17 protein-coding genes are annotated in these 18,694 nt (G+C 71.9%); 16 read left to right on the top strand and 1 reads right to left on the bottom strand.

Annotated features, from left to right (window positions below; genetic code table 11):
- Positions 1-37: 37 nt before the first annotated feature.
- Complete coding sequence (locus BM076_RS17730) at positions 38-613, bottom strand: beta-class carbonic anhydrase (RefSeq protein WP_093714529.1); 576 nt, start codon at positions 611-613, stop codon at positions 38-40.
- Between the two features lie 200 nt (positions 614-813).
- Here BM076_RS17730 and mraZ point away from each other — a divergent pair, with 200 nt between their 5' ends.
- The 16 genes from mraZ (at position 814) to BM076_RS17650 (ending at position 18,692) form a co-directional block, all read left to right on the top strand.
- A complete protein-coding gene (gene mraZ, locus BM076_RS17725) occupies positions 814-1,245 on the top strand; it encodes a division/cell wall cluster transcriptional repressor MraZ (RefSeq protein ID WP_093714528.1) in 432 nt (143 codons plus the stop codon).
- A gap of 194 nt (positions 1,246-1,439) precedes the next feature.
- Positions 1,440-2,417: a 16S rRNA (cytosine(1402)-N(4))-methyltransferase RsmH gene (gene rsmH / locus BM076_RS17720; protein WP_093714527.1), complete on the top strand. Its 978-nt coding sequence runs from the start codon at positions 1,440-1,442 to the stop codon at positions 2,415-2,417.
- Between the two features lie 569 nt (positions 2,418-2,986).
- Positions 2,987-3,487 carry a cell division protein FtsL gene (locus BM076_RS36140; RefSeq protein WP_143120583.1) on the top strand — a complete coding sequence of 167 codons (501 nt, stop codon included), beginning with the start codon at positions 2,987-2,989 and terminating at the stop codon, positions 3,485-3,487.
- A 343-nt stretch (positions 3,488-3,830) separates the two neighbouring features.
- Positions 3,831-5,636 (top strand): peptidoglycan D,D-transpeptidase FtsI family protein, encoded by a 1,806-nt coding sequence (locus tag BM076_RS17710; protein ID WP_322935788.1) that lies wholly within the window; start codon positions 3,831-3,833, stop codon positions 5,634-5,636.
- A 2-nt stretch (positions 5,637-5,638) separates the two neighbouring features.
- Positions 5,639-7,261, top strand: a complete 1,623-nt coding sequence (locus tag BM076_RS17705; RefSeq protein WP_093714524.1) for a UDP-N-acetylmuramoyl-L-alanyl-D-glutamate--2,6-diaminopimelate ligase — start codon at positions 5,639-5,641, stop codon at positions 7,259-7,261.
- On the top strand, positions 7,258-8,718 hold the full coding sequence (locus BM076_RS17700; protein ID WP_093714523.1) for a UDP-N-acetylmuramoyl-tripeptide--D-alanyl-D-alanine ligase: 1,461 nt from the start codon (positions 7,258-7,260) through the stop codon (positions 8,716-8,718). Before BM076_RS17705 ends, BM076_RS17700 begins: the two co-directional genes overlap by 4 nt.
- Entirely contained in the window at positions 8,715-9,779 is a 1,065-nt protein-coding gene (gene mraY / locus BM076_RS17695; RefSeq protein ID WP_093714522.1) for a phospho-N-acetylmuramoyl-pentapeptide-transferase, read from the top strand. Before BM076_RS17700 ends, mraY begins: the two co-directional genes overlap by 4 nt.
- The gene (murD, locus tag BM076_RS17690; protein WP_093714521.1) at positions 9,776-11,239 is read left to right on the top strand and encodes a UDP-N-acetylmuramoyl-L-alanine--D-glutamate ligase; all 1,464 of its coding nucleotides are present in this window, start codon (positions 9,776-9,778) and stop codon (positions 11,237-11,239) included. The genes mraY and murD overlap by 4 nt, the downstream gene beginning before the upstream one ends.
- Positions 11,240-11,278: 39 nt before the next feature.
- Positions 11,279-12,562 (top strand): putative lipid II flippase FtsW, encoded by a 1,284-nt coding sequence (gene ftsW / locus BM076_RS17685; RefSeq protein ID WP_093714520.1) that lies wholly within the window; start codon positions 11,279-11,281, stop codon positions 12,560-12,562.
- A 6-nt stretch (positions 12,563-12,568) separates the two neighbouring features.
- Positions 12,569-13,660: an undecaprenyldiphospho-muramoylpentapeptide beta-N-acetylglucosaminyltransferase gene (gene murG, locus BM076_RS17680; protein ID WP_093714519.1), complete on the top strand. Its 1,092-nt coding sequence runs from the start codon at positions 12,569-12,571 to the stop codon at positions 13,658-13,660.
- A gap of 108 nt (positions 13,661-13,768) precedes the next feature.
- Positions 13,769-14,557, top strand: a complete 789-nt coding sequence (locus BM076_RS17675; RefSeq protein WP_093714518.1) for a cell division protein FtsQ/DivIB — start codon at positions 13,769-13,771, stop codon at positions 14,555-14,557.
- Between the two features lie 250 nt (positions 14,558-14,807).
- Positions 14,808-16,043 carry a cell division protein FtsZ gene (gene ftsZ / locus BM076_RS17670; RefSeq protein ID WP_093714517.1) on the top strand — a complete coding sequence of 412 codons (1,236 nt, stop codon included), beginning with the start codon at positions 14,808-14,810 and terminating at the stop codon, positions 16,041-16,043.
- Between the two features lie 9 nt (positions 16,044-16,052).
- The gene (gene pgeF / locus BM076_RS17665) at positions 16,053-16,802 is read left to right on the top strand and encodes a peptidoglycan editing factor PgeF (RefSeq protein ID WP_093714516.1); all 750 of its coding nucleotides are present in this window, start codon (positions 16,053-16,055) and stop codon (positions 16,800-16,802) included.
- A gap of 77 nt (positions 16,803-16,879) precedes the next feature.
- Positions 16,880-17,599, top strand: a complete 720-nt coding sequence (locus tag BM076_RS17660) for a YggS family pyridoxal phosphate-dependent enzyme (RefSeq protein ID WP_093714599.1) — start codon at positions 16,880-16,882, stop codon at positions 17,597-17,599.
- A gap of 94 nt (positions 17,600-17,693) precedes the next feature.
- On the top strand, positions 17,694-18,332 hold the full coding sequence (sepF, locus tag BM076_RS17655; RefSeq protein WP_093714515.1) for a cell division protein SepF: 639 nt from the start codon (positions 17,694-17,696) through the stop codon (positions 18,330-18,332).
- A 72-nt stretch (positions 18,333-18,404) separates the two neighbouring features.
- Positions 18,405-18,692 carry a YggT family protein gene (locus BM076_RS17650; RefSeq protein WP_093714514.1) on the top strand — a complete coding sequence of 96 codons (288 nt, stop codon included), beginning with the start codon at positions 18,405-18,407 and terminating at the stop codon, positions 18,690-18,692.
- Positions 18,693-18,694: the final 2 nt, after the last annotated feature.

The raw sequence follows: 18,694 nt of genomic DNA, 5'->3' as shown, positions 1-18,694 counted from the left end.
CTTCCCTTACGGGGCACCCCACGTCACTCGCCTGCCGTTACTTGTTCGTGATTTCCCGGAGTAGACCAGTGTGCACGTCGAAGACGAACCCGCGCACGTCATCGGTGTGCGCCAGGAACGGCGAGGTGCGCACCCGCGCCATCGACTGGCGGACATCCTGGTCGATATCGGTGAAAGCCTCCACCGCCCAGGTGGGGCGCTGGCCGACCTCGCGCTCCAGCTCCGTACGGAAGTCCTCGGTGATGCTCTGGAGTCCGCAGTTCGTGTGATGAATCAGGACAACGGATCGTGTACCCAGTGCGCGCTGGCTGATGGCGAGCGACCTGATGGTGTCGTCGGTGACGACGCCGCCGGCGTTGCGGATGGTGTGGCAGTCGCCGAGGTCGAGGCCGAGTGCCCGGTGGAGGTCGATGCGGGCGTCCATGCAGGCCACGACGGCCACCTGCTGGACGGGCCGGGCGTCCATGCCCGGGTCCTGGAACGCCTCGGCGTAGTGCTTGTTCGCCGAGACCAGTCGGTCGGTGACGGACGCGGTGGCGGTGGCTCCGGAGGGCCCGGACGGATGCCCGGAAGGGCCGCCCGGCGCCGGGGAACCACTGGCAGATATCGACATGTCTCCGACGGTACGGCGCCGGGTGCCGATCCACCCGCCGTGCGGTCCGACGAAATTTCGGCGCGGAAGGGAAAAACAGTGCGAATCACCCGATGTGTGAGGCAGGCCACATGAGGTGACGCGCCGCGATCGCTTCGCGTTGACCGTGGAGGCCGGTGGAGTAAAGTGGCGCGAAGTGGTGCCGTCTGCTGGAGGTGTGCATGTTCCTCGGGACGTACACCCCGCGGCTCGACGACAAGAACCGTCTGGTGCTGCCCGCGCGGTTCCGTGAGCCCTTCGCCGACGGACTGGTGATGACCAAGGGGCAGGAGCGCTGCCTGTGCGTGTGGCCCGCCGAGGGCTTCAAGGCCGCCACCCGGACCCTGTCCGACGCCCCGCTGACCTCGAAGTCCGCCCGTGACTACCTGCGGGTGCTGTTCGCCGGCGCGCACGACGAGGTGCCCGACAAGCAGGGCCGGATCACGGTGCCGCAGCCGCTGCGCACCTACGCCGGACTGGTCAAGGACTGCGCGGTGATCGGCGCCGGCACCCGGGTGGAGATCTGGTCCGCGACCGCCTGGGAGGGCTATCTCGCGGCGCAGGAAGACACCTTTTCGGCCCTGTCCGAGGAGGTTCCGCCCGGATTACTGTGAGCGCGGCCCGTCACTCCGCGCCCGCGCCCCGTGCGCACCCCCGCTCCACTTCGTACCACCCCCGCGGACGTACGGCCCGGCCTCCTCCCGCTCATCCGCTCCGCTGGCACCACTTCCCCGGTGCCAGGGGAACGTTTCTCCAAGAGCGGGCGGGGACCTGGTTCTACGTCCCTCGTACCGCCGAGAAGGGCCACATGAGCGACACCCCACCCGGGCAGCCAGAACCGCGCCACGTGCCGGTCATGCTCCGCCGCTGCCTGGACCTGCTGGCCCCCGCGCTCGCCGAACCGGGCGCCGTCGTGGTGGACGCCACCCTCGGGCTCGGCGGTCACAGCGAGGCGCTGCTGAGCACCTTTCCGGCCGCCCGGCTGGTCGCGCTCGACCGGGACACCGAGGCGCTGAAGCTCTCCACGGAGCGGCTCGCGCCGTTCGGCGACCGCGCCACGCTGGTGCACGCGGTCTACGACGAACTGCCGGCCGTCCTGGACCGGCTCGGCATCGCCCGCGTCCAGGGCGTGCTCTTCGACCTCGGGGTCTCCTCCATGCAGCTCGACGAGGCCGGCCGCGGCTTCGCCTACGCGCAGGACGCGCCGCTGGACATGCGGATGGACCAGACCACCGGGATCAGCGCCGCCGAGGTGCTGAACACGTATCCGCCCGGCGACCTGGTCCGCATCCTGCGCGCCTACGGCGAGGAGAAGTTCGCCCGCAAGATCGTGGACGCGGTGGTGCGCGAGCGGGAACGCGAGCCGTTCTCCAGCAGCGCGCGGCTGGTGGAGCTGATCAGGTCGGCGCTGCCGCAGGCCGCGATGCGCACCGGCGGCAATCCGGCCAAGCGGACCTTCCAGGCGCTGCGGATCGAGGTCAACGGCGAACTGGCCGTCCTGGAGCGGGCGGTCCCGGCGGCCGTCGGCGCGCTCGCGGTCGGCGGCCGGATCGCCGTGCTGTCCTACCAGTCGCTGGAGGACCGCCTGGTCAAGCAGGTCTTCGCGGCGGGCGCGGCCAACACCGCGCCGCCCGGCCTGCCGGTGGTGCCCGAGCAGTACCAGCCGCGGCTGAAGCTGCTCACCCGCGGCGCCGAACTGCCCACCGAGGACGAGATCGCCGAGAACCGCCGGGCGGCCCCCGCCCGGCTGCGCGGCGCGGAACGCATCCGCGAGGACCTGCGATGACCGGTCAGGACCGCCCGGACGACCGCCGGTCCGGCGCCCCGGGCGCCGGCCGCTCGGGCGCGGGCCGGTTCTTCGGCGGCCGGTCCGGCGCCGGGCAGCCGGGCGACGGGCGGTCCGGCTCCGGCTCCGGCGCGGGCCGTGACGGACGCGGGCGGGACGGTCTGGAGCGGGGCGACACCGGACGCGGTGACCGTTCCCGGGGCGACGGCCGGCCCGGTACGGGTCGGGCCGCCGACGGGCGCGGGCGTGGCGCACCGGGACGGGACGGCGCCGGCCGGGGAGGCGCGTCGGGTGCCGACCGCTCGCGCGCGGAACGTTCGGGTGCGGCCGGCTCTCGTCCGGACCGTTCGGGCGCGGACCATCCGCACGGCGGGCGATCCGGGGGCGGGCGGGGAGGCGGGGAATCCTCCCGCGCGGAGCGCGCCGTGCGGCGGGACCGGCCGCCCCGGCAGCAGGGGGCCGTACGCGGGTCCGCCGCGGGGCGGGTGCCGCGGCCGGCGGTCAGGTCCGCCCGATCGGCGGCAGCGGTGGCCGGACGGGGTCCGGTCCGGTCCGCAACCGCGGCCCGTATGCCGTTCGTCCTCCTTGTCGTGACGCTCCTCGCCGGTGGCCTGCTCTCCCTGCTGCTGCTCAACGGCGCGGTGAACCAGGACTCCTTCGAGCTGAACAAGCTGCAGAAGGAGACGACGGGGTACACGGACGAGCAGCAGCAGCTCCAGCAGGAGGTCGATCAGTACGCGGCCCCCGGCGGCCTGGAGAAGCGGGCCCGCGAGCTGGGCATGGTGCCCGGCGGCAATCCGGCCTTCCTGAATCCGGACGGCAGCGTCCACGGCTCGCCCGAACAGGCCACCGCGCCGCCCGCGCCGCCGCCCACCAGCAAGCCGCCCACGACCCCGCCGGCCACCCCCACCGGCACCGCGACCCCGACCGGCACGGCCACCCCGACCGGCACGGCCACGCCCACCGGGACCGCCACGCCCACCGGCGCCGCGGCCGGTGCCCACAACGCGGCGCCCCCGTCCGCCGGCGCGACCACCGCGACCACTCCGACCCCTCCCTCCGGCAGGTGACTTCGTGAGCGAGCCGAGACGACCGCAGCCGGGCCGCGCCCCGCGTCCCGGCGCGCCGCGCCCCCGCGGCGCCGGAGGAGTCGGGGGCGCCGGGGGAACCGGGAGAGCGAGCAGCCCCCGGAGCGCCGGAAGCGCGGGCTCCGCCGGAGCCGCCGGCCGCGTCCGCCGCCCCCGCCCCGAAGCCCGCGCCGACGGCGCTCGCGCCGCCGCGCAGCGCCAGGCGCCGCGCCCCGCCGCCCCGCGGCAGCGTCGGCCCGCGCCGCCGCCCAGGGGCCCGCGGCTGGTCCGGCTCGGCCGGCCCCGGCCCCGACTGCGCCTGGTCGGCGTCGCCCTCACCCTCGTGATGGCCGCCTTCGTGATCCGGCTGCTCCAGGTGCAGGCCGTGGACGCCTCCAGCTACGCGGCGAAGGCCGCCGTCAACCGCTGGGTCACCCACGACGTCACCGCCGACCGCGGCACGATCACCGACCGCTCCGGCGTCGACCTGGCCACCACCGTGGACGCGTACGACATCACCGCCGACCCGTATCTGTTCACGCCCGCCCAGACGAAGACCAAGGACGCGCCGCAGCAGGCCGCGGAACTGCTCGCGCCGATCGTCGGCGGCGACCCGACGGCCATCGCCAAGGCGCTGGCCACCCCCAAGTCGCGCTACCAGATCGTCGCCCGGCAGCAGTCGCCGCAGGTCTGGAACCAGATCAAGGACCTCAAGAACGCCTTCGCGGCCAAGGCCGCCAAGGGCCAGGGCGCCAATGTGCTGGCCGGCGTCTTCAGCGAGACCCACACCAAGCGGGTCTACCCCGGCGGCGACCTGGCCGCGGGCGTCATCGGCTTCGTCAACAGCCAGGGCACGGGCGGCGGCGGCCTCGAATCGATGCTCAACAAGGAACTCGCGGGCAAGAACGGCAAGATCCGCTACGCCCAGTCGGACGGCCGCCAGGTGCCCACCGCGGGCGTCCAGGAACACCCCGCGGTGCCCGGCTCCGACGTCGAACTCACCCTGGACCGCGACATCCAGTGGGCCGCGCAGAGCGCGATCAGCGCCCAGGTGAAGAAGTCCAAGGCCGACCGCGGCTACGTCGTCGTCCAGGACTCCAGGACCGGCGAGGTGCTGGCCATGGCCGACGCCCCCGGCTTCGACCCCGGCGACCTCGCCCACGCCGACCCCCGCGCGCTCGGCAACGCGGCGATGCAGGACGCGTACGAGCCCGGCAGCGTCAGCAAGCTGATGTCGATGGCCGCGATCCTCGACACCGGCACCGCCACCCCCGAGACCCGGGTCACCGTGCCCGGCACCCTGCCGCGCGCCGACCGGGTCTTCCACGACGACGTCGACCACGGCACCTGGTACCTCACGCTCAACGGGGTGCTCGCCAAGTCCAGCAACATCGGCACCATCCTGGCCAGCCAGCACCTGGGCAAGACCCAGCCGCAGGCCAACCAGGTGCTCTACTCGTACCTGAAGAAATTCGGCATCGGCGACCCCACCGGCATCGGCTTCCCCGGCGAGACGCCCGGCATCCTGGCCCAGCCCAAGGACTGGAACGCCTCGCAGCAGTTCACCATCCCGTTCGGCCAGGGCCTGTCGGTCAACGCCCTCCAGGCCACCTCGGTCTACTCGACGATCGCCAACGGGGGCGTCCGCGTCCAGCCCACGCTGATCCGCGGCACCACCGGGCCCGACGGCCGCTACGTACCGGCCGACCCGCCGAAGAAGACCCGGGTGGTCAGCACCCAGACCGCCAAGACGCTCTCCACGATGCTGGAGTCGGTCGTCGGCGACGAACAGGGCACAGGACTCAACGCCCGGATCGACGGCTACCGCGTGGCGGGCAAGACCGGTACGGCCAACCGGGTGGACCCGGAGACCGGCCGCTACAAGGGCTACACCTCGTCCTTCTTCGGCTTCGCGCCCGCCGACAACCCGCGCGTCACGGTCTCCTGCGTCATCCAGAACCCGACGAAGGGCAGCTACTTCGGCGGTTCCATCTGCGGGCCTGTCTTCAAGCAGGTCATGGAATTCGCCCTGAAGACCCTGAAGGTCCCGCCGTCCGGCAGCAAGGCCCCCCACCTGCCGATCGACTTCGACCCGGCGACGCCCGCGCCCCCCGCGGCGACGGCGAAGCCCGGCACCGACAAGGCACGGTGATCATGAATTTTGGCTCCCACCCCGGCGCGCCCGGTAACCTCACCGCCGTGCCCACAGCCGATCAATCCACCCTCACCCCGCCGGGCGCCCCGCGCCCGACGCGTATCCGCCCCAAAACGCTGCGCGAACTCACCGACCTGCCGGAATTCGCCGGCCGCCTCGGTACGCGGCTGCCGGACGGCCCGACCGCGCCGGTCACCGGCATCACCCACGACTCGCGTGCGGTGCGCCCCGGTGACATCTACGCGGCGCTGCCCGGCGCCCGCTTCCACGGCGCGGACTTCGCCGCCCAGGCCGCCGACGCCGGAGCCGTCGCCGTACTGACCGACCCGGCCGGCACCGACCGCGCGGCCGCCACCGGCCTGCCCGTGCTGACCGTGGACGACCCGCGGGCCCGGATGGGCGCGCTGGCCGCCGCCGTCTACGACGAGCCCGGCGAGGGCATGCTGCGGATCGGGATCACCGGTACCTCGGGCAAGACCACCACCTCTTACCTCGTGGAGGGGGGCCTGCGCGCCACCCGGGACGGCGGCACCGGCCTCATCGGCACCGTCGAGACCCGGATCGGCGACGAGCGGATCAAGAGCGAGCGCACCACCCCCGAGGCCACCGACCTCCAGGCGCTGTTCGCGGTGATGCGCGAACGCGGCGTCGAGTCCGTCGTCATGGAGGTCTCCAGCCACGCGCTGGTGCTCGGCCGGGTCGACGGAGCTGTTTTTGATGTGGCCGTCTTCAACAACCTCAGCCCCGAGCACATGGAATTCCACGCCGGCATGGAGGACTACTTCCAGGCCAAGGCGCAGCTGTTCACCCCGCGCCGCAGCAGGCTCGGCGTGGTCAATCTGGACGACGCGTACGGCCGCCGGCTGGTCGGCGAGGCGAGCGTGCCGCTGGTCACCTTCTCCGCCGAGGGCCGGCTCGACGCCGACTGGCGGGCCGAGGACATCCGTGCCGGGCTCCAGGGCAGCACCTTCACCGTGCTCGGCCCCAAGGGCGAACGGGTGGACGCCACCGCGCCCCTTCCCGGCCCCTTCAACGTCGCCAACACGCTCGCCGCGATCACCGCGCTGGCCGCCGCGGGCCTGGACCCGCAGACCGCCGCCGACGGCATCGCCGCCGTGCCCGGCGTCCCCGGCCGCCTGGAGCGCGTCGACGCCGGCCAGCCGTATCTGGCGGTCGTCGACTACGCGCACAAGACCGACGCCGTGGAGCTGATGCTGCGCGCGCTGCGCAAGACCACCGAGGGCCGGATCCACGCGGTCCTCGGCTGCGGCGGCGACCGCGACACCACCAAGCGCGGCCCGATGGGCGCCGCGCTCGCACGTCTCGCCGACACCGCCGTACTGACCTCGGACAACCCGCGGTCGGAGGACCCGCTGGCCATCCTCGCCGCGATGCTCGCCGGAGCGTGCGACGTACCCGCGGGCCAGCGCGGACACGTCATCGTCGAACCCGACAGGGCCGACGCCATCGCCGCCGCCGTCGCCCGGGCCGAGCCCGGCGACATCGTGGTGGTGGCGGGCAAGGGCCACGAGCAGGGCCAGGACATCGCCGGAGTGGTACGCCCCTTCGACGACCGAGAGGTGCTGCGCGCCGTGATCGAGAAGGACCGACAAGCACAGTGATCCCCCTCACCCTCGCCGAGGTCGCACGCGCGGTCGGCGGGAGCACGCACGACATACCGGACACCGACGTGACGGTCACGGGTCCGGTGGTCAAGGACTCCCGCGAAGTGGTGCCGGGCGCCCTCTTCGTGGCCTTCGCCGGCGCCCGGGCCGACGGCCACGACTTCGCCGCCGACGTGGTCGCGGCGGGCGCCGTGGCGGTGCTCGGCACCCGGCCGGTCGGCGTCCCCGCGATCGTCGTGGACGACGTGCAGACCGCGCTCGGCGCCCTCGCCAAGTACGTCATCGAGCGGCTGGGCGCCACCGTGGTGGCGCTCACCGGGTCCGCGGGCAAGACCAGCACCAAGGACCTCATCGCGCAGCTCCTGCAACGGCACGCGCCGACCGTGTGGACCCCCGGCTCGCTCAACAACGAGATCGGGCTGCCGCTGACCGCGCTCAGCGCCGACGAGCACACCCGGCACCTGGTGCTGGAGATGGGCGCCCGCGGCATCGGCCACATCCGCTACCTCACCGGGCTCACCCCGCCGCGGATCGGCCTGGTGCTCAACGTCGGCTCCGCGCACATCGGCGAGTTCGGCGGCAAGGAGCAGATCGCGCAGGCCAAGGGCGAACTCGTCGAGGCGCTGCCCGCCGCGGCCGACGGCGGTATCGCCGTGCTCAACGCCGACGACCCGCTGGTACGCGCCATGGCCTCCCGTACGACGGCGCGCGTCGTGTACTTCGGCGAGCACGCCACCGACGTCGACGGCGTACCGGTCGAGGTGACCGCGGAGAACGTCCGGCTCAACGAACGGGGTCAGGCCGTCTTCGGCCTCCGAACACCCACCGGGTGCGCCGAGGTGACCTTGCGCCTGTACGGTGAGCACCACGTGTCGAACGCGCTCGCCGCGGCCACCGTCGCCCGTGAACTGGGCATGCCCGTCAACGAGATCGCCACCGCGCTCTCCGCGGCCGGCACGCTCTCCCGCTGGCGCATGGAGGTCACCGAGCGGCCCGACGGCGTGACGGTCGTCAACGACGCCTACAACGCGAACCCCGAATCCATGAGGGCCGCCCTGCGCGCACTGGTCGCGATGGGCCGGTCCTCGAAGGCGGCAGGGGGACGCACGTGGGCGGTGCTCGGACAGATGGCCGAACTCGGCGGGGAAGCACTCGCCGAGCACGACGCGGTGGGGCGGCTGGCCGTCCGGCTCAACGTCAGCAAGCTCGTGGCCGTGGGCGGTACCGAAGCCGCCTGGCTGCAAATGGGCGCCTATAACGAGGGTTCGTGGGGTGAGGAGTCGGTGCACGTGTCCGACGCGGAGGCGGCGATCGACCTGTTGCGCAGCGAAGTGCGCCCGGGCGACGTCGTACTGGTGAAGGCATCGAGGTCGGTCGGCCTGGAAGCCGTCGCGCTGGCGCTGACCGAGGCCGACGGCCTCGGCAACACGGCCCGTGAGGGTGCCGCCCTGTGAAGCAGATTCTTGTCTCCGGCGTCCTGGGACTCTTCCTCTCGCTGGTCGGCACCCCGCTGCTGATCCGCCTGCTGGCCCGCAAGGGCTACGGACAGATGATCCGGGACGACGGTCCCAAGGCCCACCACAGCAAGCGCGGTACGCCCACCATGGGCGGCATCGCGTTCATCCTGGCCACGCTGATCGCCTACGCGGTGACCAAGCTGATCACCGGCGACAAGCCGACCATGTCCGGCGTGCTGGTGCTCTTCCTCTTCGCCGGGATGGGCCTGGTCGGCTTCCTCGACGACTACATCAAGATCGTCAAGCAGCGCAGCCTCGGCCTGCGGGCCAAGGCGAAGATGTCGGGACAGCTCATCGTGGGCATCGCCTTCGCGGCGCTCGCGCTGAACTTCAAGGACTCCCGCGGCCAGACCCCGGCCTCCACCAAGCTGTCGTTCACCACCGACTTCGGCTGGTCGATCGGCCCGGTGATCTTCGTGGTCTGGGCGCTGTTCATGATCCTCGCCATGTCCAACGGCGTGAATCTCACCGACGGCCTCGACGGCCTGGCCACCGGCGCCTCCACCATGGTCTTCGCCGCCTACACCGTCATCGGCGTCTGGCAGTACGGCCAGTGGTGCGGCGCCCCGGTCAGCGCCAACGGCGCGTGTTACGAGGTACGCGACCCACTCGACCTCGCGGTGGTCGCGGCCGCCCTGATGGGAGCCTGCTTCGGCTTCCTGTGGTGGAACACCTCGCCCGCCAAGATCTTCATGGGCGACACCGGTTCGCTGGCGCTCGGCGGCGCGCTCGCCGGTCTGGCGATCTGCTCGCGCACCGAGATGCTGCTCGCCATCCTCGGCGGCCTCTTCGTCCTGATCACCATGTCCGTGATCATCCAGGTCGGCTCCTTCCGGCTCACCGGCAAGCGGGTCTTCCGGATGGCGCCGCTCCAGCACCACTTCGAGCTCAAGGGGTGGAGCGAAGTCCTGGTCGTGGTCAGATTCTGGATCATCCAGGGCATGTGCATGGCCGTCGGACTCGGCATCTTCTACGCCGGCTGGGTGGCCGCCTCATGACGGCCGGCGCCGCACCCGCCCTTGATCTCGCGGGCAAGCACGTCACCGTCGCCGGGCTCGGCGTCTCCGGCGTGCCCGCCGCCAAGGCCCTGCACGCGCTGGGCGCCCGCGTCACCGTCGTCAACGGTGTCGCGGGGGAGCGGCAGCGGGCCGAGGCCGCCGAGCTGGAGGCGCTCGGCGTCGCCGTACGCCTCGGCGACGGCGACACCCTGCCCGACGGCACCGACCTCGTCGTCACCACGCCCGGCTGGAAGCCGAGCAGCCCGCTGTTCACGGCCGCCGCACAGGCGGGCGTGGAGGTGTGGGGCGACGTCGAACTGGCCTGGCGGCTGCGCGAGTCCAGGCCGGACAGAAAGGCGGCGCCCTGGCTGGCCGTCACCGGCACCAACGGCAAGACCACCACCACCCGCATGCTCGCCGCGATCCTCACCGCGGCGGGCCTGCGCACCGCGGCCGTCGGCAACATCGGCGTCTCGCTCTTCGACGTGGTGCTCGGCGAGCCCGAGTACGACGTCCTCGCCGTCGAACTGTCCAGCTACCAGCTGCACTGGGCGCCCAGCATCCGCCCGCACTCCGCGGCCGTCCTCAACCTCGCGCCCGACCACCTGGACTGGCACGGCTCGATGGCGGCGTACGCGGCCGACAAGGGCCGGATCTTCCAGGGCAATCAGGTCGCCTGCGTCTACAACACCGCGGACCCGGAGACCGAACGGCTGGTCCGCGAGGCCGACGTCGAAGAGGGCTGCCGGGCCATCGGCTTCACGCTGGAGGCGCCCCGGCCGTCCGAATTCGGCGTCGTGGACGGCATCCTGGTCGACCGCGCCTTCGTCGAGGACCGCAGGAACAGCGCCCAGGAACTGGCCGAGACCGCCGACGTCAACCCGCCGGCCCCGCACAACATCGCCAACGCCCTGGCCGCCGCCGCCCTGGCCCGCGCCTACGGCGTGGAACCGGCCGCCGTCCGCGAGGGCCTGCGCGCCTTCCGCCCGGACGCGCACCGGATCGCCGAGGTCGCCGCCTTCGACGGCGTCACCTGGGTCGACGACTCCAAGGCCACCAACACCCATGCGGCGGAAGCCTCGCTGGCCGCGTACCCGTCGATCGTGTGGATCGCCGGCGGCCTCGCCAAGGGCGCCGAGTTCGACGACCTGGTCGTCAAGTCCGCCGACCGGCTGCGCGCCGCCGTGCTGATCGGCGCCGACCGGGCCCTGATCCGCGAAGCGCTCGCGCGACACGCCCCCCAGGTCCCGGTGGTCGAGCTGGGCCGGACCGACACTGGGGCGATGGCCGCGGCGGTCGCCGTGGCCCGCGACCGGGCAGAACCCGGTGACACCGTGCTGCTGGCACCGGCCTGCGCGTCGATGGACATGTTCGCCAACTACAACCAGCGCGGCGACATGTTCGCGGACGCCGTACGGAGCCTGGGCGCCGGTGACAGCGAAGAGCCCGGCAGGCCCTAGCCGCGTGCGGTGCGGCGGCCCCGCCCCGATGGAGGTCCCATGACGGCCCAGACGTCCCCCCGCGCCCCCAGCGCGCTGCGCGGCGCCGCCAAGCTCCCCGAGCGGGTCAGGGCGGCCTGGGACCGCCCGCTGACCGCCTATTACGTCATCGTCGGCGCGAGCCTGCTGATCACCGTGCTCGGCCTGGTGATGGTGTACTCGGCGTCGATGATCCAGGCGCTGCGCTACGGCCTGCCGTCCACGTACTACTTCCGCAAGCAGCTGCTCGCGGTCGCCATCGGCTCGGTGCTGCTGTACGCCGCCGCCCGGATGCCGATCAAGCTGCACCGGGCGCTGGCCTACCCGCTGCTGCTCGGCGCGGTGTTCCTGATGTGCCTGGTGCAGGTGCCGGGGATAGGGCAGACGGTCAACGGAAACACCAACTGGATCTCCGTCGGCGGCCCCTTCCAGCTCCAGCCCAGCGAATTCGGCAAGCTCGCCCTCGTGCTGTGGGGCGCGGACCTGCTCGCCCGCAAGAACGACCGGAATCTGCTGATCCAGTGGAAGCACCTGCTGGTGCCGCTGGTGCCCGCGACCTTCCTGCTGCTCGGACTGATCATGCTCGGCGGCGACATGGGCACCGCGATGATCCTCACCGCGATCCTGTTCGGCATGCTCTGGCTGGCCGGCGCCCCCACCCGGCTGTTCGCCGGCGTGCTGTCGACCGCCGCCGTACTGGCCGCCCTCGCCATCGCCACCAGCTCCAACCGGATGGGCCGGCTGCACTGCATCGCGGCCACCGACCCCGGCGCCAACGACCAGTGCTGGCAGGCCGTGCACGGGATCTACGCGCTCGCCTCCGGCGGCTGGTTCGGCTCGGGACTCGGCGCGAGTGTGGAAAAATGGGGTGAACTCCCCGAGCCGCACACCGACTTCATCTTCGCCGTAACCGGGGAGGAATTGGGACTGGCGGGGACACTGTCGGTGCTCGCCCTCTTCGCGGCACTAGGCTACGCGGGTATCCGCGTGGCCGGTCGTACGGAGGACCCCTTCGTCAGGTTCGCAGCGGGTGGCGTGACCACCTGGATCACGGCCCAGGCCGTGATCAACATCGGTGCGGTGCTCGGTCTGCTGCCGATCGCCGGAGTCCCGCTCCCGCTGTTCTCCTACGGAGGTTCTGCCATCCTGCCGACCATGTTCGCGATCGGGCTGCTCATCTCCTTCGCGAGGAACGAGCCCGGGGCGCGAGCGGCTCTGGCCATGCGGGGGCGCAGTGCTTTCAGCGGGGCAATGACACGGACGATGCGGCGGTACGTCACCAGGCGGCCGTCCGGAGAGCGGTGAATTTCGGTGCATGTCGTACTCGCCGGTGGGGGGACCGCCGGCCACATCGAGCCTGCGCTCGCGCTCGCCGATGCCCTGCGCAGGCAGGATCCGACCGTGGGCATCACGGCCCTCGGCACCGAGCGGGGCCTGGAGACCCGGCTGGTGCCAGAACGCGGTTATGAACTGGCGCTGATCCCGGCCGTCCCGCTGCCGCGCCGCCCCACCCCCGAACTGATCACCGTCCCCGGACGGCTGCGCGGCACCATCAAGGCCGCCGAGCAGATCCTGGAACGCACCAAGGCCGACTGCGTGGTCGGCTTCGGCGGTTACGTGGCGCTGCCCGGCTATCTGGCCGCCAAGCGGCTCGGCGTGCCGATCGTGGTGCACGAGGCCAACGCCCGGCCGGGCCTGGCCAACAAGATCGGGTCGCGGTACGCGCACGCCGTCGCTGTCTCCACGCCCGACAGCAAGCTGCGCGACGCCCGGTACATCGGCATCCCGCTGCGCCGCACGATCGCCACCCTGGACCGGGCCGCCGCCCGCCCCGAGGCCCGGCACGCCTTCGGCCTCGACCAGAACCTGCCCACCCTGCTGGTCTCCGGCGGCTCCCAGGGCGCCCGGCGGCTCAACGAGGTGGTCGCCACCGTCGCGCCGCGCCTCCAGCAGTCGGGCGTGCAGATCCTGCACGCGGTCGGCCCCAAGAACGAACTGCCCCGGTCCGACAACATGCCCGGCATGCCGCCGTACCGGCCCGTGCCGTACGTCGACCGGATGGATCTCGCGTACGCCGCCGCCGACATGATGCTGTGCCGGGCCGGCGCCATGACCGTCGCGGAACTGTCCGCCGTCGGACTGCCCGCCGCCTACGTCCCGCTGCCCATCGGCAACGGTGAACAGCGGCTCAACGCGCAGCCGGTCGTCAAGGCCGGCGGCGGTCTCCTGGTCGACGACGCCGAATTGACCCCCGACTGGGTGCTCGGCAACGTCCTGCCCGTCCTCACCGACCCGCACCGCCTCTACGACATGTCCCGCGCCGCCGCCGAATTCGGCCGCCGCGACGCGGACGACCTCCTGGTCGGCATGGTCTACGAGGCGGTCAACGCGGGCCGCCGCTGACGGTGGGCGCCGCGCCGAGGGCGTGTCCCGCGGCGCGGCGCACCGTGCCTGGCACGATAGGGCGCGCGGGGCGCGAGGCCCCGGATCTGTCGACGCGGGGGAGGCCAGGTGACCGGGACCGAGGCGAAGCCGGTCGGCGCGGACCGGGGCGGGGCACTGCCCGGCACCGGCGGACCGCGCCCGCAACTCACGCTTCCCACCCGCCGGACGGCGATCCTCGTACTCGTCGTACTGGCCGTCCTCGTGGGGTTCGGGACCTGGGCCGTGTACGGCTCGTCGTGGTTCCGGGCCGACAAGGTGAGCGTCAGCGGGAACAAGGTGCTGACCCGGCAGCAGATCGAAAGCGCCGCGGCCGTCCCGCTGGACGGCCCGCTGATCTCCGTCGACACCGGCGCGGTCCGCAAGCGGCTGCTCAAGGCGCTGCCCCGGATCGACCAGGTGGACGTGGAGCGTTCATGGCCGCACACGATCCGGGTGAAAGTCACCGAGCGAACGGCCTCCGCCGTACTGAAAAGCGGAGCGAAGTTCACCGAAGTCGACGCGGGCGGCGTGCGATTCGCCACCGTCGACAGCGCGCCCCACGGCGTCCCCCTCGTGCAATTGACGCCCGACCAGTCGCCGAGCCTTCGCCATTTCGGAACAAAGACGCTGCTGCGCGCGGCCATTGCCGTCGCCGCCGATCTGCCGGATTCGCTGGACGGCCAGGCGACCGCGATCCGGGTCCGTTCCTACGACGGGATCACCGTCGAACTCTCGCGCGGACGCAGCGTCATGTGGGGGAGCGCCGAGCAGGGCGCACGGAAGGCCGAAGTCCTCAGCGCGCTCCTCAAAGCCGAACCGCACGCCTCCCACTACGACGTGAGCGCCCCCACCGCCCCTGCGGCGTCCGGGAGTTGAGGTCCCTTATGGCATTGTTCGACCCCTGGTTCGGCGGTCGGCGACGTGATCACATAGGGTCAAAAGAAAAACGGTAGGTTCGGCGTGTTCGTTGAACCACTGCCGCTTGTCGACTTAGTGTCTCGTCCCAAGGAACACATGGGACAGGCATACTGGTAACCCTAAACCTCACGGTTAGGGTTCGGAACGGCACCGGCGAGCGTACCGACCGTCCCACACGATACGTAACTCGAGGCGAGAGGCCTTCGACGTGGCAGCACCGCAGAACTACCTCGCAGTCATCAAGGTCGTCGGGATCGGCGGCGGTGGCGTCAACGCCATCAATCGGATGATCGAGGTCGGTCTCAAGGGCGTCGAGTTCATCGCGATCAACACCGATGCGCAGGCCCTCCTGATGAGCGACGCCGACGTCAAGCTCGACGTCGGCCGTGAGCTGACCCGGGGCCTCGGCGCCGGCGCCAACCCCGACGTCGGCCGCAAGGCCGCCGAGGACCACCGCGAGGAGATCGAAGAGGTGCTCAAGGGCGCCGACATGGTCTTCGTCACCGCGGGCGAGGGCGGCGGCACCGGCACCGGCGGCGCCCCCGTGGTCGCCAACATCGCGCGCTCGCTCGGCGCCCTGACCATCGGGGTCGTCACCCGCCCCTTCACCTTCGAGGGCCGTCGCCGCGCCAACCAGGCGGAGGACGGCATCGCGGGGCTGCGGGAGAACGTCGACACCCTGATCGTCATCCCCAACGACCGGCTGCTGTCGATCTCCGACCGTCAGGTCAGCGTGCTCGACGCCTTCCGCTCGGCCGACCAGGTCCTGCTCTCCGGCGTCCAGGGCATCACCGACCTCATCACCACCCCCGGCCTGATCAACCTCGACTTCGCCGACGTGAAGTCCGTGATGTCCGAGGCGGGTTCGGCCCTCATGGGCATCGGCTCCGCCCGCGGCGACGACCGCGCGGTCGCCGCCGCCGAAATGGCGATCTCCTCGCCGCTGCTGGAGGCGTCCATCGACGGCGCCCGCGGTGTGCTGCTCTCCATCTCCGGCGGCTCCGACCTCGGCCTGTTCGAGATCAACGAGGCGGCGCAGCTCGTCAGCGAGGCGGCGCACCCCGAGGCCAACATCATCTTCGGCGCGGTCATCGACGACGCGCTCGGCGACGAGGTGCGGGTCACGGTGATCGCGGCCGGCTTCGACGGCGGTCAGCCGCCCACCAAGGGCAGCCGGGACAAGGGCATCAGCGGCTACCGCGACGAGACCCCCGCGGCCCCGCCGCGGATCGGCAGCCAGCCGGAACCCGCCCGCCCCGCGACCTCGTTCAGCGGTCTCGGCAGCGTCCCGGCCGCCCCGGCGGCCGACCGCGACCGTGACGCGGACGGCGAGCCCGCCGCGGCCGAGGCACCGGCGCCGGTCGCCCCGCCGCACGTGCCGCCGGCCCGTCCCTACCAGGACACCGCGGCCGAAGAGCTCGACGTGCCCGACTTCTTGAAGTGATTCCTTGAAGTGATAGGGCACCGCAAGGCAGCGAGCGGCGCGCACTTCGCCTTCACCGACCGGTGGGGCGGGGTGAGCGCCGCTCCGTACGACCGGCTCAATCTCGGCGGCGCGGTCGGTGACGACCCGGCCGCCGTCCGCGCCAACCGGGAACGCGCCGCGGCCGGCCTCGGCCGCGACCCCGAGCGGGTGGTCTGGATGAACCAGGTGCACGGCCGCGATGTCGCCGTGGTCGAAGGGCCGTGGGGCGACCGGCCCGTTCCCGAGGTCGACGCGATCGTCAGCACCCGCACCGACGTCACGCTCGCGGTGCTCACCGCCGACTGCGTACCGGTGCTGCTCGCCGACCCGGTGGCCGGAGTCGTGGCCGCCGCGCACGCCGGCCGCCCCGGACTCGTCGCGGGCGTCGTGCCCGCCGCCGTCGAGGCGATGACCGCGCACGGCGCCGACCCGGCCCGGATCACCGCGCAGCTCGGACCCGCCGTCTGCGGAAAGTGCTATGAAGTGCCCGCCGCGATGCGTGACGACGTGGCCCGGGCGGTGCCGGAGGCGTACGCCGAGACCAGCTGGGGCACTCCGGCGGTCGACGTGGCGGCGGGGGTGCGCGCGCAGCTCGTGCGCGCCGGAGTGAGCGCCGACCGCTCGGCGGGCGGACCCGACGTGTGCACCCTGGAATCCGCCGACCACTTCTCGTACCGCCGCGACGGCGTCACCGGACGTCTCGCGGGCTATGTCTGGCTGGACGGCGGCGCCGCGTGACCGAGTCCACCGACCCCACGGAGCCCGCGGAGCCCACGGATTCCGCCGAGCCGGCCGAACTGTCCGGGTCCGATGATCTGACGATCAGACGCGACCTGCTCGCCGCCAATCTGGCCCGGGTCGAGGCGCGGATCGCCGCCGCCTGCGACGCGGCCGGGCGGGACCGCAAGGAAGTGACCCTGATCGTGGTCACCAAGACCTATCCGGCGAGCGATGTCCGGCTGCTGTCCGGCCTGGGCGTCCGCCATGTCGCGGAGAACCGCGACCAGGACGCCGCGCCCAAGGCCGCCGCCTCCACCGATCTCCCGCTGAGCTGGCACTTCGTGGGCCAGTTGCAGACCAACAAGGCCCGTTCCGTGGTCCGTTACTCTGATCATGTGCACTCGGTCGACCGGCTCCGGCTGGTCGGCGCGCTCTCGACCGCGGCCACCGCCGCGGACAAGGAGCTCGGGTGCCTGGTCCAGGTCGCCCTGGACGCGGAGTCGGGCACGCAGGGGGAGCGCGGCGGGGTGGCACCCGACGCGGTCGCCGCGCTCGCCGACGCGGTCGCGGCGGCACCGGGACTGCGTCTCGACGGCCTGATGACCGTCGCGCCGCTGGCCGGGGCGTACGCGGGTCAACCCCGAGCCGCCTTCGATCGGTTGGTGGAAATCTCATCCCGCCTGCGCGAGACTCATCCGGCTGCGAACATGGTCTCGGCAGGGATGAGCCAGGACCTCGACGAAGCAGTGGCGGCCGGAGCGACACATGTACGCGTCGGTACGGCGGTACTCGGAGTCCGTCCCGGGCTCGGGTAACGTCACCAAACAAGTCGGACCACAGCATAAATATGGTGTGGCGGCCGTCCGAGCGGCGGCCGAGGACCGTAACCCCGCTGAGAGGACGCAGAGCATGGCCGGCGCGATGCGCAAGATGGCGGTCTACCTCGGCCTCGTGGAGGACGACGGGTACGACGGGCCGGGATTTGACCCCGACGACGAGTTCGAGCCCGAGATGGCCGCTCCGCCCGCAGCGCGGACGAGTGCCGACCCCGAGCGCGCCCCTCGCCGTCAGCAGCAGATCGCTCAGCACGTACCGCAGCACGTACCACAGAGCCAGCTTCAGTCGCCGCAGGACGAACCGCCGCGTCTCGTGCACGCCCCGGCGCCCCGTGAACCGCGGATCGCCCCCGTGGCGTCCATCACACCCGAACGCCATTCCCTGGAGAAGAACGCACCGGTGATCATGCCCAAGGTCGTGTCAGAGCGAGAGCCGTACCGGATCACGACACTGCACCCCCGGACCTACAACGAAGCCCGTACCATCGGGGAACACTTCCGCGAGGGGACGCCGGTGATCATGAACTTGACGGAGATGGACGACACGGACGCAAAGCGACTTGTCGACTTCGCCGCCGGTCTGGTCTTCGGTCTCCACGGAAGCATCGAGCGAGTGACGCAGAAGGTGTTCCTCCTGTCGCCTGCTAACGTCGATGTCACGGCGGAGGACAAAGCCCGGATCGCCGAGGGCGGGTTCTTCAACCAGAGCTGATCCAGAGCTGAGCGAAACGCAACCGTAGGAACCCGGCCGCGGCCGAAGACGAGCAGGGGAGAGAGAAGCGCGATGGACATCGCACTCCAGGTGGTGTGGGTCGCGCTTGCATGCTTCCTTGTCGTCCTTATTTTCCGATTGGTGATGGACTACGTCTTCCAGTTCGCCCGTTCATGGCACCCTGGGAAGGCGATGGTGGTGGTACTGGAGGGCACCTACACTGTCACTGATCCGCCACTCAAGCTTCTGCGGCGGTTCATTCCGCCGCTACGTCTCGGGGGCGTGGCGCTCGACCTGTCCTTCTTCGTATTGATGATCATCGTGTACATCCTGCTTACCGTCGTAGGGGGCTTGCGATGACC

Origin of the sequence: Actinacidiphila alni (assembly GCF_900112845.1) — a bacterium.
In the GTDB taxonomy this organism is placed as follows: domain Bacteria; phylum Actinomycetota; class Actinomycetes; order Streptomycetales; family Streptomycetaceae; genus Actinacidiphila; species Actinacidiphila alni.
The sequence above is the reverse complement of the archived record's forward strand: the minus strand, read 5'-3'. Positions and strand labels throughout refer to the sequence as shown.